16 protein-coding genes are annotated in these 17168 nt (G+C 66.1%); 3 read left to right on the top strand and 13 right to left on the bottom strand.

Annotation, left to right across the window (positions count from 1 at the left end; translation table 11 throughout):
* Positions 1–73: 73 nt before the first annotated feature.
* Entirely contained in the window at positions 74–490 is a 417-nt protein-coding gene (locus tag ACOGXD_RS06775; protein WP_419917116.1) for a 4Fe-4S dicluster domain-containing protein, read from the bottom strand.
* Between the two features lie 11 nt (positions 491–501).
* On the bottom strand, positions 502–936 hold the full coding sequence (locus ACOGXD_RS06770) for a hypothetical protein (protein WP_323671406.1): 435 nt from the start codon (positions 934–936) through the stop codon (positions 502–504).
* 344 nt (positions 937–1280) lie between these two features.
* Here ACOGXD_RS06770 and ACOGXD_RS06765 point away from each other — a divergent pair, with 344 nt between their 5' ends.
* On the top strand, positions 1281–2060 hold the full coding sequence (locus ACOGXD_RS06765) for a c-type cytochrome (RefSeq protein ID WP_419917115.1): 780 nt from the start codon (positions 1281–1283) through the stop codon (positions 2058–2060).
* A gap of 9 nt (positions 2061–2069) precedes the next feature.
* Positions 2070–3335: a geranylgeranyl reductase family protein gene (locus tag ACOGXD_RS06760; RefSeq protein ID WP_419917114.1), complete on the top strand. Its 1266-nt coding sequence runs from the start codon at positions 2070–2072 to the stop codon at positions 3333–3335.
* Positions 3336–3367: 32 nt separating this feature from the next.
* On the opposite strand, the gene ACOGXD_RS06755 is transcribed toward ACOGXD_RS06760, so the two are convergent.
* Entirely contained in the window at positions 3368–4051 is a 684-nt protein-coding gene (locus ACOGXD_RS06755) for a hypothetical protein (protein WP_419917113.1), read from the bottom strand.
* A 114-nt stretch (positions 4052–4165) separates the two neighbouring features.
* Between ACOGXD_RS06755 and ACOGXD_RS06750 the strand changes: the two genes are divergently transcribed.
* A complete protein-coding gene (locus ACOGXD_RS06750; protein ID WP_419917112.1) occupies positions 4166–4393 on the top strand; it encodes a type II toxin-antitoxin system HicB family antitoxin in 228 nt (75 codons plus the stop codon).
* 43 nt (positions 4394–4436) lie between these two features.
* On the opposite strand, the gene ACOGXD_RS06745 is transcribed toward ACOGXD_RS06750, so the two are convergent.
* The 10 genes from ACOGXD_RS06745 to ACOGXD_RS06700 all read right to left on the bottom strand — a co-directional run bounded on the left by ACOGXD_RS06745 (position 4437) and on the right by ACOGXD_RS06700 (position 17134).
* A complete protein-coding gene (locus ACOGXD_RS06745; protein WP_419917111.1) occupies positions 4437–4802 on the bottom strand; it encodes a hypothetical protein in 366 nt (121 codons plus the stop codon).
* A gap of 144 nt (positions 4803–4946) precedes the next feature.
* Positions 4947–7334 carry a 3'-5' exonuclease gene (locus ACOGXD_RS06740; protein ID WP_419917110.1) on the bottom strand — a complete coding sequence of 796 codons (2388 nt, stop codon included), beginning with the start codon at positions 7332–7334 and terminating at the stop codon, positions 4947–4949.
* 2 nt (positions 7335–7336) lie between these two features.
* Complete coding sequence (locus ACOGXD_RS06735) at positions 7337–10261, bottom strand: UvrD-helicase domain-containing protein (protein ID WP_419917109.1); 2925 nt, start codon at positions 10259–10261, stop codon at positions 7337–7339.
* Between the two features lie 125 nt (positions 10262–10386).
* On the bottom strand, positions 10387–11676 hold the full coding sequence (hemL, locus tag ACOGXD_RS06730) for a glutamate-1-semialdehyde 2,1-aminomutase (protein ID WP_419917108.1): 1290 nt from the start codon (positions 11674–11676) through the stop codon (positions 10387–10389).
* 42 nt (positions 11677–11718) lie between these two features.
* Complete coding sequence (locus ACOGXD_RS06725; protein ID WP_419917107.1) at positions 11719–12474, bottom strand: uroporphyrinogen-III synthase; 756 nt, start codon at positions 12472–12474, stop codon at positions 11719–11721.
* Positions 12475–12522: 48 nt separating this feature from the next.
* The gene (gene hemC / locus ACOGXD_RS06720) at positions 12523–13416 is read right to left on the bottom strand and encodes a hydroxymethylbilane synthase (protein WP_419917106.1); all 894 of its coding nucleotides are present in this window, start codon (positions 13414–13416) and stop codon (positions 12523–12525) included.
* 11 nt (positions 13417–13427) lie between these two features.
* The gene (locus tag ACOGXD_RS06715) at positions 13428–14687 is read right to left on the bottom strand and encodes a glutamyl-tRNA reductase (RefSeq protein WP_419917105.1); all 1260 of its coding nucleotides are present in this window, start codon (positions 14685–14687) and stop codon (positions 13428–13430) included.
* 207 nt (positions 14688–14894) lie between these two features.
* Positions 14895–15719, bottom strand: a complete 825-nt coding sequence (locus ACOGXD_RS06710; protein WP_419917104.1) for an SAM-dependent chlorinase/fluorinase — start codon at positions 15717–15719, stop codon at positions 14895–14897.
* A 34-nt stretch (positions 15720–15753) separates the two neighbouring features.
* Entirely contained in the window at positions 15754–16545 is a 792-nt protein-coding gene (proC, locus tag ACOGXD_RS06705; protein ID WP_419854859.1) for a pyrroline-5-carboxylate reductase, read from the bottom strand.
* 163 nt (positions 16546–16708) lie between these two features.
* On the bottom strand, positions 16709–17134 hold the full coding sequence (locus ACOGXD_RS06700) for a YbjN domain-containing protein (protein WP_419917103.1): 426 nt from the start codon (positions 17132–17134) through the stop codon (positions 16709–16711).
* Positions 17135–17168: the final 34 nt, after the last annotated feature.

Below are 17168 nucleotides of genomic sequence, written 5' to 3'. Positions count from 1 at the left end.
TGTTCGCCATATCTCTTCGGTCTAGGTGGACCGGGTCCTTCGCAGTCTCAGCAGTACGAGCATTCCGGCCGGCCTACAGGCGCATTCCGTAGGCGTAGCCGTGGGTGTGGGTGCGGCCGTGGACGTCGCCCGCCGGCGGGGGGTTGTTGCTGACCCGCCCCAGCGTGATCACGCCGGTCGGGCAGCGGTCGACGCACAGCGCGCAGCGGGTGCACACGTCGTCGTCGATGATGAAGATGGCGTTGTCGGTGGGATCGAGCCCCGGCAGATCCACGCCGACGGCTTCGTCGACCGCCTCGGTGGACACGTACCAGATGCACTTCCACGGGCAGATGTCCACACAGCCCTCGCACTGGATGCACTCGGACTGGTCGATGTTGATGAACTGCTTGGGCTTGACGGCCGCATCGAGGTACGAGGCGTCGACCTGCTGCAGCAGGTAGTCATCCCGGAACTTGGGCATCGGCGGGTTCGCGTCGTTGGCAGCCATTCGTCTTGCCCTCAGTTGCCCTTGACCAGTGGACGGCCGTAATCGGAGATCGGCTCGGCGGCGGGTTGGGCCTTGTCGCGCTTCTGCCACCACATCGCCAGCACCGGCAGTCCGATGAACGCGATCAGGTGCTCGATGACGACCACGATGTCGCTGACCTTCTTGAGGTCGATGCGCGTCGGCGGGAACAGGATCGGCGACTCCATGAACTGGCCTTCGGTGACCAGGAAGCGCTCCACCGACCAGCCCCACTCGTTGTCGGTCAGGCGAATCCAGCGGTCGGGCACGATGCCGAACACCAGCAGCATCAGCATGAAGACGTAGGCGGCCCCGAGCATGGCTTCGCCCCAGGTAGTGGGACGGTCGGTCGGGCGGCGCTTGCCGTACCACACCAGCAGGTAGACCATCAGCGCGGTGACGAGGATCGATGTGACGAGTGCAACCACTCGGTGTTCCTCCCGCGTTCTCCCGTCGGCGTGTCAGGACTGTTGCGAACTGGCCCAATCGATAGTGCATCGAGTGCGTCAGCCGCAGCGAGACCGGGGCAAAGATTACCGGCGCCCCGGCCATGGCGCGTGATGTTCTAGCACGACAGCCAGCACTCGCCACAATTCGGGCTGACCCATTCGGACGGCCTCATCGGATGGCCCAATTGGGCGTGACAGTCTGCGCCATCAGCGTGGCTGCATGGCAGACTTGCGCCTCGGTGCGTTCGGGCGCGTATCGTGCCCTGCGAACTTGGCACTGCCGCTGTGCCAGAACCCCTGGGGGCGACCCCGCGGAGGATCCCGTGACCGAAGTTCCCGAGTACCTGTTGGAGCGCTCGCGACAGCGTCGCATCGCGCTGGGGGTGCTCGAAGACGACGGCAGCAGTGGCGGCGGTGATGCGGGCGCAGCGGCGCCCGCAGCCGGAGCAACTGCGGCCGCTGGGCCTACCCAAGCCGAGATGATTGCTGCCGCGCGCGAGGCGGCACAGCTCGAAGTGGAACCTGAAGCTCCGCCTGATCCGTCATGGGTGATCGCGGCCCAGACGCGGCATCGGATACCGATCTGGGTGCTGCCCGTGTTGTTCTGCCTGCCGCTGTGGGCGTTCGTGTACGTGAAGCTCACCGAGCCACCCCCCGAACCGATCACCGCCATCAACGAGGGAGCAACCACCTACGCAGTGAGGTGCTCGAGCTGTCACGGCGGTGACGGCGCTGGTTCCGACGGGGGCTTGGTAGGGCGCCCGCTGTGGGACGGCGAGGTGCTGCTGACATTCCCGAGCCTGGACGACTCGTTCATCGAGTGGATCTCGGTGGGCTCCGAAGGCCTCGGGCTCGGGCAGGTCTACGGCGATCCCAACCGGCCCGGCGGCGCGCACATCTCCGGCGGCAGCGACAACGCAGCCGCCATGCCCGCGTTTGGCGATGTGCTCAACGAGCATCAGCTCTATTCAGTTGCGCGCTATGTACGCGAGGTGATCGGCGGTGAAGCGATCAGCGACGAAGTGGCAGCCGAGCGCGATGCCGAGTGGGAGCATCTCGGCGGCGGCGCCCTGTCCGGCGGCGGGGGTGGCGGCGGCCATTAGCGCCATGCCTTGAGTGAGACACTCGATTGCGATGTGCTCGTCGTCGGTGGCGGGCCAGCGGGCAGCGCTGCCGCGTACTGGTTGGCGGAGGCAGGACGCGATGTGCTGCTCATCGAGCGCTCGACCCATCCGCGCGAACGCGTCTGCGGCGATGCGCTCACACCCGTCGCGGTGGGCGAGCTCATCGACATGGGCTGTGATCCGGATGCTGCGCGCTGGCACCGGCATCACGGGCTGCGGATCACCGCCCACGGGCAGAGCCTTGAGGTTTCATGGCCCCAGGGCGAGCAGTGGCCCGGCTACGGCGTGGTGGTGCGCCGGTCGCGCCTCGACGCGCTGACGTTCGCCCGAGCACAGTCGGCGGGGGCGCGCGTGCTCACCGGCACGGAGGTCACAGCGCCGCTGATCACCGATGGTCACCTGCGTGGCTGCATCGCTCGGGGCGCCAGCGGTGCGCTGCACGAGCACGTGGTTGCGCGGGCTCGCTATGTCGTCATCGCCGACGGTCCGCGTTCGAACTTCGGCCGGGCGCTCGGCACCGTGCGCACCCGGACCTACGCGCAGGGATTGGCGATGCGCGCCTACTACCCCACGCCGCGCCACGCCGAGCCATGGATCGAGTCGGTCTTTGCGTTGGCTGATCGCGCCGGGAGCCAACTGCCGGGTTATGGCTGGGTATTCCCGGTAGGCGACGGCACGGCCAATGTGGGAGTGGGCCTGCTCAGCCACCACTACGGGAACGAGGCCATATCCCTGGAGCACCTCTTTGAACAGTGGACCCAGCAGGTCCCCGAGCACTGGGAGATCGATCCTGCCGGGCCTCGCAGCGAACCGGCCGGCGGCCGATTGCCGATGGGAGGATCGGTGCGCCCGCGCTCGGGACCGAACTGGGTGGTGGTCGGCGACGCAGCCGGCAGCGTCAATCCCTGGAACGGCGACGGCGTCGGCCCGGCACTCGCTACCGGCCGGCTGGCGGCCGAGGTCATCGGGCGGGCGCTCGACGCCGACGACGGACTCGAGCTGCGGCGTTACGAGGCGGTGCTTGCCGCGCGCTGGGAGCGGTACCACCATCTCGGCCGGCTGACGACACGCGCGCTGGGACAGCCCGGGCTGATGAGGAAGCTGACACAGCTTGCGATCCGCTCCCCCCGCATGGGGAACCTGGCCATGCGCGTTTCGACAGATCTGCTGCAGGGCAGAGCCGGTCCGCTCGGCCCCCGCGGCATTTACCGGGCGGCGGCCGGGATGGCGCGGCTCTGGCGCGACCGCACCTGAGCGTCGTCGACGCCAAGCTCGCTGACGTACCGCTAGAACCGCATGATCCGCGAAGTCGACGTCGTGAGTACCTCCGGGACGCGGCTGTAGTGACGCACCCAGTTGCTCACCTCCGGAGACAGCATCGCAAGCACCTCCAAGAGCGCTTCGTAATCGCCGTTCAAGTCCCGCTTGAGTATGGGTTCATGATGCGCGATGCGATTGCGCAGAGCGCGAAGCTGCTCTAGCTGCCGGTGCAGTTCAGAACGGGCCGGAGTCGGCTCGAACGCCCGGTGCAGTGCAACTCTCCACAACTGCTGGTCAAAGCGCTTGGCGAAGAGTGCCACCCAGAAACCGAAGCTCATCTCAGCTACCAGCCCGCTCGACGTGACCTTCTTGCCTTGCTGTCGAAGTCCTCTCGTGGCGCTGTCGATCATCTTCCGCTGTCTCGTGGTGAGCGCGACTCCTGAAAGCCAATCGGTACCGTGCGTCTCCGACAGGGAGTCGTGGGCCGCGTTCCGAAGCGTGACCTCCAGCATGTGGAGTGGGCCGTGCATGGCTGACGCCAATGCAGCATTCCGTGCATAGAGTTGCAGTGCTCGCACTTCGCGGCCTCGGGCGAGCCGCAGGTATGTCGCGAAACGATCCGCAGAAAGGGCGCTACGCAGGGCCGCTCGTGTCGCGTCGTCGTAGATGAACGATTCGACGGCACTGACCTCGCTCTGGCGCGCTATCATCTCCGGCGTACGCTCCTCGTCGGCCTCTCACGGAAGCTGCTTGGGGCACAGTTGCGACGAGGCGGCACCGTATCGGTGCCGCCTCTGCTTTCAGAGACGATTTTCGGGTACCTGATGCTCGACGCCGACGGCCAGCAGGGAGATGCAGGCGTGCGCACCACGAAGTTCGTCTACTGGCAAGAGGACGAGTGGTGGCTCGGCTACCTCGATGAATTCCCTGACCATCGGACACAGGGCAAGACACGGGAAGACCTCGAGGAGCACTTGCGCGACCTCTATGCAGATCTGACGAGCGGTGAACTGCCTGGGGTTCGTCACGTCGCCGATCTCACGTTGGCGTGAAGCGGGCCGAACTGGTCAAACAGATTCGCGCGACATCACCGCTTCACGAGCGCCACAACAGGTCACTTCGGTAGTAGGCCATCAATTGAAGGGCAAGCACTGGGACCAGCAGGAGGCCGAGACGCGTCACGGTTGCCAGCAGACAGGCGCCGACCACGATCAGGCTGATGCGGAGAACCACAGCGATTGCCTTGGCCGGGGCCACGAGTGGAAGTCCGACAATGCAGCCGACGATCCAGAATGCTGCTACGACCGCGCTTGGCGGATTGGACGGCGTAGACGCGTACGACACGGATGCTCCAGGAGCTTCGCCGACGAGGGGAAATACGGCATCCAAGTCGAGTTCGTCGCCTTGCACGATCAACATGTACGCCGAGATCAGAACCCAATAGAAAAGCGCCGCCGACATTGTCCAGCGCACTCCATTGGAACTCATCACAGCTATGGGGAGTGGCTGATCGGCTCGGCGAGTGTGCGCCTCTGTTCGCCCAACGTTTCGATGGCCCAGTCCCGGTACCGCAGCTCAACATCTGTTGGGTCGCGAGGACGGCAGTCAGCCAACCGGGACACGGATCGTCTCGAAATGAACACGACCAGAGTCGATGAGCGCATGCGGCTTCTCGCTGCATAAGACATAGAGCGCGTCGCGGGCACGGGTCATACCCACGAACAGCTTGGAGGCCGCCAGAGCCTCAGCGTCGGCACGCTCTCCGGAGCGGAGACCCTTCTTCGCCGTGAAAGGCCACGCGCCGTGCGAGATGCCGAGCAGGAAGACCACCTTGAACTCGAGACCCTTGGCCCGGTCAAGCGTGCCGACCTTGACGCTGCCCTCCTCAATGTCGCCGTTGCCAGGCGTTGGTTCCTTCAGATTCCGGACTGGCAGGCCCGAACTCTCCAGAACCTTCACGGCAGCTTCGACGTCGTCGTTCCGAGCGGCAAACACTCCGAAATCGCCCAAGGCGAGGCCCCCCGTGTCGGCACCGCGCAGTCGGGCGATCTCAGCAGCAACCCAGCGCCGCTCGCCGGACTTGTCGGCAGCGATGACTAGCCGGGGCGGCACGCCGTCGGTATCCGTCTCGCGGGCGGCGTCACTGCGGCGCGGAGACGAACCGCTTGGCTGCTCGGCCTCAAGGTCTGCGACAGTGAAGCTGCCAGCGCACGCGATGGCTGCCTCGATGATCCTTCGCGTGTTGCGATAGTTGCGCCCGAGGTTGTGGCTGCGGCCACGCACGTCGACTCCGGCAGACAGCAGCGTGTAGCCGCCGGGGTAGACGCGCTGCGCAACATCTCCCGCAATCAGTACCGAATCCGGCCCCAACTCCTGGCGGGAAGGGCCCTGCGGTGTCGGAATACGACGAGCGACGAGTGCGCACAGGAGTTCAAGGCCGGTCTGAGTGAGGTCCTGTGCCTCGTCGACGATGACCGTGCGGTAGCGCGGCTCTGCGAGCGAACGTGCGTAGTCGCGGGCGCGTCGTATCCGGTCTTCGAAGTGCTCAAGGCCCTTGGCGTCCATGAGATCGCGCCACGCGAGGCGAAGTTCCCAGACCTGTTCCCGCACGGCGGGCCGGAAGGGCATCTCACGACCAATCCGGTCGATGCCCAGATAGCTGTCGAGATCATCGATGCCGCGGCCGATGATGACTCGTTGGATTTCCTCGCGCAGGTAGTCGTCAGAGCAGCCCAGTTCGTGCAGCGGTGTGCCCGGCTTGACGATCTCCTTCTTGGCGAGCGCGAACGCGTTCTCGTTCTGCACCCCGTTCCAGCTGCGCAGGTCACCAGCTTCCTCGCACAGCTCGGCTGCAGCCAAATCGATGTTGGTGAACGTGACAGCACCGGACACCGAGCCAGGCAGCCGCCCATAGAGCGCCTCGAGGACGGGCACCAAGGTCTTCACGTACGTGGTGAACAGGATCGGCAGCGGTTCAGCACCGAACATGTCGGCCTCGGGCGGGTGCCGGGCAAGCCACGCTGCCCGATGCAGCGCCGCCGTCGTCTTGCCTGTACCCGCCGAGCCGCTGACGCGCGCCGGGCCAGCGAAGCTGCGCTCGACTATCTCGCGTTGGTCAGGATGCAGGAAGAGCATCCACGCTTCGATAGGCGCCGTCGCAAGCTGCCGCAGGCCCTCGGTGCCAAGTTCGACCGACAGCGCTGCAGCCGCCCCCTTCTCGGTGATGTCTCTGGCGAACCGCTCGACCGCAGCCGTTTCGTCCGCGGTCAGCTGCGCCTCGCGCCACTCCTGTGGGGGCAACTCAGACAGATCGACGAGAAGGTCGAGCAGTCGTGCGCGAACAGGCGCATTGGCATCTCCAGGCCAACCAGCCAGCAGCACATCCTCCGCGTCATCTTCAGTCGCCCTTACAAGCATCACTGCCTGTGCAGCTGAGACAACGGGGATGTGATCATTCTGATTCCCGCCGGCAGATGCACGGCGGTGCGCATCGAGATAGTCACGCAGGGCGTCAACAGGCCACATCCACAGCAGAGGTTGTTCCTTTGCCTCGGTCGGTGTCGCAAGAGGGTCCGGCTCATGCGACGCTGTTGGCTTGTCATGGCGTCTCGTGGCCGCCTGCTTCAAATCTCCATCGGCGGCGGTCGGAGCTTCGGGTTCCGGTACGGGTGGCGCGGGCTCTGCCGGTCCAATCAGCGCGGCCTTGAGTAACGCCTCGTCATGGTGACCGGCGTGCACGAGATCGGCGACCAGGCCGTTGCGCCTCAGAAGGATGCGGAGTTCCTGAGATGCGCGCATCGACCACAGCTGACCGGCCGGGCTCTTGCCGCGCAGCTTCTTGAGCTTCAGTCCCGGCAGTGCCGGGTTCTCCAAATAGAGCATCACCGCAGCGTTGACCTGATTCTGCTCGGGCTTGGTGAGACAGAGGACGGAGTCCCTGAAGCCCGGCGAGTAGCGCACGCTCGGCGAAGCGTCGGCGGAACTCGGCGTCACTGCTACGAACCCAAGGTCTTTGCGGCGTCCCAGTCGCTGAGGTCACCTGTCTCTGATGACCAGACCAAGTCGCCGGCCGCATCGAAGATCTTGATGACGACGTGTCCATCGTTCCACGGCGCATCGCGGATCCAGTCGACTGTCACTTCGTGGCGGCGCATCACCTTCAGCCAGTGCCTGTCCTTCCAAGCCTCTGCACCCATGAACGTGAAGCCGTCGGCCTTCAGAATCTTGTGAGCGTCGTATGAGTTGTGAACTCGGATTGCGCAGAGCTCAGGTCCATCGCGCGGTATCGGAACCAAGCTGTGCCAGTCCAACTGCTCGACCGAAGGACTTCGAACGATGTTGACCAGGAACGGACTCCTCTTGCTGCCTTGCGTGCAGATGTAGAGGCTCTTCTTGGCGCGAGTCAGTGCCACGTAGAAGAGGCGGCGCTCGTCTTGCGCGATTGTGTCGAGCGTGTCACCGAAGATCCGTCCGAACATCCAGTGAGGATGAATGAGCGGATAGTGGTTCGCTACGGCGTCCAAGATGATGACCGTGTCCTGCTCGAGACCCTTGTACTTGTGCGCCGTACTGATGGCGACGCGCTCCTGTAGCTCTCTCGGCAACGTCTCGCGAAGCGTCTTGAGCGCCGGGCTCAATTTGCCGCCTGGGATCACGTCTGGGTTGCGAGTCCGGTTGAGCAAAACAACCGAGCCTTGCTGTGCCGCGTGGTACGCCAGTCGGCCAATCGCCATTTCGAAACCCTCGCTAGTCGTCGAGATGCCGGAGTCTTCGCGGCCCTTTCGCTCGCTCGGGAGCGGTCTGAATGACTCCAGATCACACACGTAAACGCGGCCCTCGTCCGCATGCACCGGTCGGGCCTGGGTGTCTTCCGTGCCGAGCAAGAGATTGCTGGCCTCGACGATGCGGCGAGCTGATCGATAGTTGCGGGAGATGGTCCTTGACATTGCAGGCGAGAAGTGCGTGCCAAAGTTTCTGAAGTACTGGAGATCGGAGCCAGCGAAGCCATTGATCGCCTGCCAGTCATCCCCGACGCTGAATGTTTCCAGCCTCGGGTTGTGGCGCCGCATTGCCTGCGTCAGGTTGTGGAACGACCTGGAGAAGTCTTGGTACTCGTCGATGTGGACGTAGCGCAGATCCAAGACGGATCCGCTGTAGCCCTTTCGCGCGAAGCGCAGCCTGCCTGCATCGACTGCTTCCGCAGCCTTGATCATGAGGCCGTTGAAATCCTCACGCCGGTCGCGCTCCAGTCTCTGCAGGTACTCGCTGTACACAGCGGCTCCGATTTGGTAGAACTCCAACTCCGAGTGGGATGCTCCGGGTAGTGTCTCGTGTCGGATGATCTCCATGTTCAAGTCGGATGGAGACCAATTGCGCTGTCGGCAGCGCCCGACGAATTGCTCCATGGCTTTGCTGAAATCGTCGACCGCGCGGTCTTTGATCTTCTGCCACAGTTCGTCTCGGCCTATGGGGCTCGGTGACGCGCCGTACTCCGTCAGCCTTGCGCACAGGTGAGAGACGAACCCCGCCGCACCAAGACCCAGCAGTTCTTCCTGTGTGATCTCGAGGAGCCTGCCCTTGAAGACCCCACTCTCGATCGACTCGCGGAGCAGCGTCCACTCATCGTCGTCCCGCGGTCGCCTATCGGCCGCATCGATGTACCGGATGTAGATCGAGTTTTCGTGACTAACGCGAATGAAGAAGTCGGCGCGGAGCCGACGGCCGCTCCAGTCGAATCCGTGATCGAACCGGTACGGGATGTCGTGTTCAAGAAGCACGTTCGCAATGGCCTGCTGCCCGAAGTTTCGGACGCGTTCGCCATTCAGCGTCTCATGGGTAAGCGAACGGCGGAACCGAATGAACTCGTCACCGCTCAGGTGATAGCCGCCGGACTCGATGCGGCCCCAGTCGGCCTCAAAATGCGCCAGCATGAGATCGCGGATGCGACCGTGCCACTGGTCGTCTCGCACGAATTCATCGATGACCTGCTGAACCACCTCGGTCAGATGCAGTTTGCCGTCGTCTCTGTCGTCGTAGAGCAACCGCTTTCCCTCTTTTTGTGGTGGGGCGAGGGCGTGGCCGAGCGCGTGGAACGTCATTACGTGCGGAATGCTGTCGCCCAGTTGGTCTCGCAGTCGGTTCTGCATCTCTGCCGCGGCCGCACGGTTGAACGCGAGCAGCATGATCTGACTTGGCGGCACCCCGCAGTGCTGCTGCAGAAAGATGGCTCGGGTCGTCAGCACCCGCGTCTTGCCGGATCCTGCGCGCGCCGTGACCAGTACGTTGCCCGCGACCGCTCCTACCGCGGCAGCCTGTTCGTCGTCTAGATCAAGGCCCAGTTGCTGTCTTGCCCAGTTCCGCACGAAGCGGGCCTTGTCCTGTCGGTAGTCGTCCTCTTCGTAGACCCCCGGCTTCAGCAGAGTGACGCAACTTGCATCGGCGCCAAGGAAGTCACGTTCGAAGGCCTCGGTGCACGCGGTTTCGATTTCTGAGCGACGCGCCTCCTTCAGGCGCGCTTCTGCGACAGCCTTTCGCTCCAGAAATTCAAGCTCTCTGTCGCGCTCACGTTGTCGCTCTTGGCGGCGTCGTTGTTCGTTCCGGCGCTTTCGCTCAACTTCCCGAACGCGCTTCTCGTCGACAGCAAAGTGGGGTCTGATTCCTTCGCGCAACTGTTGAGCGGTAAGCGGAAGCAACTGCCATTCAGTCCGAGTAAGGATCCGACGAAGTTCAAGAAACTGGGAATCGAGGCGAACGGCCTCTGGGAAATCGTCACTCGTGATGTTCTCGGTCGCGTTCGCTACGAGCTTCGCTAGTTCCAATGATGTGCAATGCCCAAACGTCTCGAAAACAATTTTGTGGAGTGCGCGCGCTGCTGCAGCCTCTCGATGCAGATCGCTGAGACGCAGTGAGCGCAGACTCATCCAACCTCTCCTTACGTCACCGGGAGTTCGCGGAGCGAGCTCAGCAGAAATCAGGCTCTAGAGAATATGAGGAGTCTGAATCATGTGCGCAATCTCACTTGGTCGGCGCACTCGGCTGCGGCCAGCTATGCATTCGCCGCGGCTGAGGCGGCGTCGGCGATGTCGGTGAGGGTTTCGTCGATGACGTCGGGCGTGTGGGCGAGGCCGACGAAGATCGCCTCGTAGGCACCGGGCGCGAATGCCACACCGCGCCGGAGCAGCTCGGCATGCAGGCGGGCGTAGGCCTGCTCATCGGTGGTGCGGGCGTCGTCGTAGTCGGCCGCGACCCAGCCCGGCCCGGCGACTGGGCCGCAGTACAGGCCCACGAGCGTGCCGACCTGGATGACAGCGGCGTCGAAGCCTGATCGCGTCAGTGCTGCGCGCAAGCCGTCGGCGAACTGACCGGCGCGGGCCTGCAGCTCCGCATAGGCCGCCGGCGTGAGCTGCTCGAGCGCAGCCAGCCCCGCCGCGGTGGCGAGGGGGTTTCCGGACAGCGTGCCGGCTTGGTACACGGCGCCCGTCGGGGCCAGCGTCTGCATGATCTCGGTGCTTGCGCCGAGGGCGCCGATGGGCAGGCCGCCGCCGATGACCTTGCCGAAGCACGAGATGTCGGGCGTCACGCCGAAATGCTCGGCGGCACCGCCACGGCCGAGGCGGAAGCCGGTGATGACCTCATCGAAGATCAGCAGTGCGCCCGCTTCGTCGCAGGCGGCACGCAGGCCCCCCAGGAATCCGGGCACGGGCGGCACCACGCCCATGTTCGCCGCCACCGGTTCCACGATGACCGCCGCCACTTGGTCGTCAAGCTCGGGTACCTCGTTGTAGGGCGCGACCACCGTGTCGGCCACGGCGCTCGGCGGTACCCCGTCCGAACCGGACAGGCCCAGCGTGGCCACGCCGCTGCCGCCCGCCGCCAGCAGCGCGTCAGCGTGGCCGTGGTAGCAGCCAGCAAATTTCACGATCCGCGGTCGTCCGGTGTAACCCCGTGCGAGTCGCACCGCGGTCATGGCGGCCTCAGTGCCGCTGCTCACCAGGCGCACCTGCTCCACGCCGGGCGCGGCCTCTGCGATCAACTCGGCAAGCAGCACCTCGCGCTGCGTGGGCGCGCCGTACGACGTCCCGTCGGCCGCGGCCGTCGCGACGGCTTCAGTCACGGCCGGATGAGCGTGGCCGAGGATGATCGCGCCGTAGGACTGCACGAAGTCGAGATACCGGCGGCCCGCGACGTCGAAGACGTACGGCCCTTCGGCTCGCGCAACGAAGTACGGCGTGCCGCCGACAGACCCGAATGCCCGCACCGGCGAATTCACTCCACCGGGAATCACACGTTGAGCGGCCTCGAACAGCTCGGCGTTGGTCCAATGCGGCTCGGTCACGGCCCCGCAGCGTAGGGGTGCCGCCGTTGCACCGGGGCTGCATCAGCCGTGCACTGCGGCAACGACGGCCTCAACCAGTTCCTCGTCGGTGGGACGTGCAGCGGTTGCGGCCACCGGCAGGTTCTCCTCGGCGCACGCAGCCGCTGTCGTGCCGCCAATGCAGACCACTTCACCGGTGACGGCGTTGCCGCTGATCTGCGACATATGACCGCGCACAGCGGAGGGCGAGGCGAATGTCACGGCGTCTGCGCCGGACACATCCGCGACCAGATGATCGGACAGCGTGGGCGTGACGATGCGGTATGCGCTCACGGCATCGACGTTCCAGCCGCGGGCACGCAGCCCGTCGACCAGTTCCGGCCGGGCCTGTGATGACTGGGGTACAAAGCACCAGTCATCCTCGCCGGGTTCGGGAAAGGCTTCGGCAAGCCCGGCAGCGTCGTGTCGTTCCGGCACCAGCGTGACCGGGCGGTTGATCTCGGCCTCGACGCGCACGGCCGTGGAAGGTCCGACAGCCGCTGTGCGAATGCGTGCGAAGCGGCGTCGAACGCCGCGCCGGTCGGCACGAGCGAACGTGGCTGCCACGGCGTTCGACGAGGTGAACGCGACCCAGCTGTACTGCTCGAGCCGCAGCAGGGCATCGTCGAGCGGCTGGCCGCCGTCGAGCGGGGGCACCACCGCAATCGCGGGCGCCACCACCACCGTCGCCCCGCGCTCGCGCAACGCCGTGGCCAGCGGGCCGGCCTGGTGCGAGGCCCTTGTGACAACAACCGTGCGACCGGCGAGATCCGCAGCCACCGGGTCACTAACGATCCCGCGCGCAGATCAGAAGGTCGCGGGGGGACATCACGCTTTCAGCTCTGCGGAGTCGACACGGGCGAGCAATTCAGTGGCGAGCGCTACGCCGAGGATCTCGCCGTCGAGGTGGCGGCCTGACGCACGCATCACACTGTCCCGGTCTGCGGTGGCCAGAACAGCGGTCATGGCCATGTTCCCGTCGGCATCGACGGTGGCATGGGCGCCCGTGGGCAGATCGCAGCCGCCGCCCAGCGTTCGCAAGAACGCGCGCTCGGCGTGAACGCATCGTGTCGTCACCTCGTCGATGATCGCGCCAGCGGCAGCAGCCGCGTCAGCGTCGCCGGTGCGGTGCTCGATCGCGATGGCGCCCTGGCCGGCTTGAGGCACGATCTCGTCGGGGCTGAATCGCTGTGCGATCCGGTGAGATTCGCCGAGACGTTCAAGCGCCGCCGCTGCCACGATCACGGCGTCGACGTCGGGCTGGGCGACCGCGGCGATGCGACGAGCCATGTTGCCGCGCAGACCGGTGAAGCGCAGATCACCGCGGAGTGCCGCTAGCTGGCACTGGCGGCGCTGTGATCCGGTTGCCACGACCCCGCCGCGGGGAATCTCATCGAGCGCCAGGCCGACGAGCGCGTCGCACGAGTCGCCCCTCACCAGGCAGCCTGCCAGCGTCAGGCCCGGGGTCGGCTCGGAGCGCATGTCCTTGGCACTGTGTACGGCGATGTCGGCGCGGCCGTCCAGCACCGCTGCTTGCACCTCGGTCACGAACACGCCCCTGCCCGACATTTCCGAGATCGGCGTGGACAAGTCGAGATCGCCCGTTGTGCTCACGGGCACGAGCTCGATGTCGCCCCGGGAAGCTCCGGCTGCCTCCAGCGCGGCGGTGACGGCGCGCGCCTGCCAAGTCGCCAGCGGGCTCGATCGTGTCGCGATCCTCACGCGATCAAGTTCTACAGATCGAACAGGTCGCGCACTGAGTCTGCGAGCCGGTCGCCCTTGGCCTTGCCTGCCGCGGACTTCAACGCCACGGTGGGCTGATGCATCAGCTTGCTGACGAGCGCGGCGGTTGCACGCTCGAGCGCCTCGCGTGCGTCGTCGTCGAGATCGGGGTGAGCCGCCAGCGCACGTGCCAGCTCGGATTGACGCACTGCCTCAGCCCTGCCGCGCAGCGATTCGATGAGCGGTGCCATCTCCCGGGCGGTGCGGTCGGCGGAGAAACGCTCCGTCTCATCGGCCAGGATCGATTCGACCGCCGCCACCTCCGCTTGCCGGCCCGCCTGGCCGACCTCGGCGAACCGGGACAGGTCGTCCATGTCGAGGAGGGTGACGCCCGGCAGGCGGGCCACGGCCGGGTCGACATCGCGAGGTACGGCGATGTCCACGATCAGCAGCGGTCGGCCGGCGCGTCGCTCGATGATCGCTCCGACGCTGGCGTGGTCGACGATCACCGAACTGGCACCAGTGGACGTCAGCAGCAGATCGACCTCGACCAACGCATCTTCCAGGCTTCCGAGCGGCAAGTGATGGCCTCCGACCCGAGCTGCCAAGGCCTCGGCATGCGAAGGCGTGCGGTTGGCGACCTGCACCGCCGCAGGACCGGCTGCCGCAAGCGCAACGATCATGCCCTCGGCCATTTCGCCGGCTCCCACGACAAGCACTTGAGCACGCTCCAAGGTGCCGAGATGGCTCTTGGCCATGCTCACTGCCGCGTGACTGATCGACGCCGTCCCCCGCGCGATGCCGGTCTCGGTGCGTGCGCGCTTGCCGGCACTGATGCTGTGTCGGAACAGTCCGTTGAGCACCGCGCCCGCGGTGCCCTCGGTTCGTGCCGTGTCCCATGCAGTGCGGACCTGGCCCAAGATCTCGTGCTCCCCGACCACGGCGGATTCCAGACCGCTGGCCACACGGAACAGGTGACGCGCCGCGTCGTCGTCGTAGTGGACGTAGAGATGGTCGGACAGCTCAGCGGGTGCCGCACCCGACAGCGTGCAGAAGAAATCGCGCATCTCGCCGAACGCCGCATGGAATTTCTCGGCCACGACGTAGGCCTCGGTGCGGTTGCAGGTGGACACGACGACCGCCTCGCTGACGTTCGCGCACGATGCGAGATCAGCAAGTCGTTTCGGCACGTCGGCGGCGCCAACCGTGCAGCGCTCCAATAGCTCAAGCGGTGCGCTGCGATGGCTCACGCCCATGACAACGATGGACACGCGGATTACCCAGGGTTCGGAAATGCGGCCCGCACAGTCTCGCCGATCCGGCACCCCGTTTCCACGCGTTCAACGAAAGATCGCTCAGCAAATGGGGCCACAGGGCGGTCAGTCGAGGGCTACGAGCAGTTGGATGGTGGCGGCGAGCAGGATGACCGCCGCGAGCACGGCCAGCACGAGTGCTGTTCGAGGCCTCATGTCACCTTCTCATGCAGCAGCGCGCAGCCGGACTTCGGCGCCCACCGCGAAGCCGAGATGAACGGCGCTCCCGCCGGCGACCGTCAACTCGAGCAGGCCGAAAGGATCGTCGCACAACCCAAGGCTGCCCGAGCCCGCCGAGCCCGCCGCCGCCAGCCGGACCGACTGCGAATTCGCTTCCCCGGGCTGTGACGCACTCGCGCTTGCAGTCCATTCCATGACCAGGAGATCGCCGAGGGTCGCCAGCGTCTCGCGGTCGACGTTGAGCTGCACCGTGCCCCAGCGCGTGACAGACAGCACTTCGGCGGTCACGGAACCGTCGTCTTCGACGCGGGGCACGGCAACGAGCGACGGCAGCAGCAGCGAGGGGTCGATCGGCGCGCCCAGGGCTTCAATCGGCTCTCCTGCCGCCAGTCGGCCGGTTGCGGGCGCGAGCACATCGCGCGCCGGGTGAAGCACGGATTGGGGATCGCCGCAGCCGGCGGACTCGATGCGCACTGCGATGTCCGCGCCGCCGACCGCGGCGGTGGCAGCGGCGAGCACTCCGTTGTCGGGGCCGACCAGCATCGACTGGCCGTCGCCGACCGAGACGGCGATGGCGGGCCTGTCCAAACGGCGTCCGACCGATGCGAGCACCACGCCCGGCGCTAGGTGCGACACGCTGCGCGCCAGCATCAAGGCAGCCGTGCGCGTATCGCCCGGATCGATCTCGTGGCACAAGTCGATCACGGCGGCATGGGGAGCGGCCTGTCGCACGATCGAGTGAATGACGCCCACCGACTCGTCTGCGGTGCCCAGATCACTCAGGCACGTGATCGTGTCGAAACCTGTCATGGCTAGGGGCCGGCTCGTCGTCGCGGGCGCTCGATCACGCCGAGCCGAGTTCGGCGGAGCGGCGCGTGGCTGCTTCGACGGCCGCAGCGAATGCGGCACGCACGCCGTGGCCCTCCAGCTCGCGGAGCCCGGCCGCCGTCGTGCCGCCCGGCGACGTCACGTCGGCTCGCAGATCGGCCGGCGAACGTCCCTCGGCCAGCAGCGTCGCGGCACCCAGCAGTGTCTGGTTGGCCAATTCCGCCGCCACCGGTCGGCCCAGGCCCATGAGCACGCCCGCCTCGATCATTGCCTCGGCCACCAGGAACACATACGCCGGTCCGGACCCAGACAGACCGGTCACCGCATCCATCAGGTGCTCGGGGACGCGCACAACACGTCCTACGGCACCAAGAATCTCCTCGGCCCATCCGAGGTCGTCTTCGGAGGCTCGGTCGTTGCCGCAGATCGCCGCCGCGCCCTCCGACACCAGTGCGGGCGTGTTCGGCATGGCGCGCACGATCGGGGTGCCGGTGCCTGCAGCGGTGTCGAGCGTCGAGAGCGTGACTCCGGCAGCGATCGAGAGGATGCGCTCGGTGCCGGCGGCCGTGACCGCGGCGGCGACGGTCGGGATGACGTCGGGCTTGGTGGCGAGGATGGCGCCGGCCGACGCCGGGACGTCACCGGAGACAGCGACGCCGTAGCGATCGGCCAGCTCATCGCGGCGCGCGGCAATCGGCTCAGCGACGCAGATGCTCTCGGCGCTGCGGCCGGCCGTGAGCAACCCGCCCAGCAGCGCTTCGCCCATCTTGCCGCCGCCGACGATCAGCAGTTCGACGCTGTCAGCCATGCGGTCACGGTACCGGACCGCATCAGGACCGCTGCCAAGCCCAATGGCGGTGCCGGGGCACTCGCGGTGAAGTGGGACGCTTCCCTGCGGCCTGCAGGCGAGTGCCCCGGCAAGAATCAAATCAATCAGAAACCAATGAAACGTGTCAAATGATTTTCGCGGTTTATGGCTTGAAGCCGAGGCGGATCAGCGTCGTGAAGTCACGCTCGATGTACGCCCAGAGCGATCCGACGACCCGGTCAAGCTCGTCCTCGTCGACGCAGTGGGTGGGCAGCTCCCCCGTCAGGTACACGGCATCCTCGGGGCCGATGCCGTATTGGGCGCCCACCAGCGAGTAGTTGCGGCGCAGGATGAAGTCGGCCACCTGGTCCGCTCGATGCTGCGGCGTCGGGAGCACGTAGGACTCATACGCCAGCGTGCGCTGGCGTAGCGTCAGCCAGATGGCGATGACATCGCGCGATTCCCCGGCCAGACGCACGTACCAGCGCCGCGGAACCTCCTCGTCACGGGTCACGTCGAGCAGCATCGGGCGCTCGTCGGCGCCGCCGTCGGCCTGTGAGCGGGCCCAGTCGGCGAGCCAATCGTCCATGCGAGACTCGAGCCGATCGAGCTCGGCGTCGGAC

The sequence above is a fragment of the Candidatus Poriferisodalis sp. genome, from assembly GCF_965204125.1.
Taxonomy (GTDB): domain Bacteria; phylum Actinomycetota; class Acidimicrobiia; order Acidimicrobiales; family Poriferisodalaceae; genus Poriferisodalis.
The sequence above is the reverse complement of the archived record's forward strand: the minus strand, read 5'-3'. Positions and strand labels throughout refer to the sequence as shown.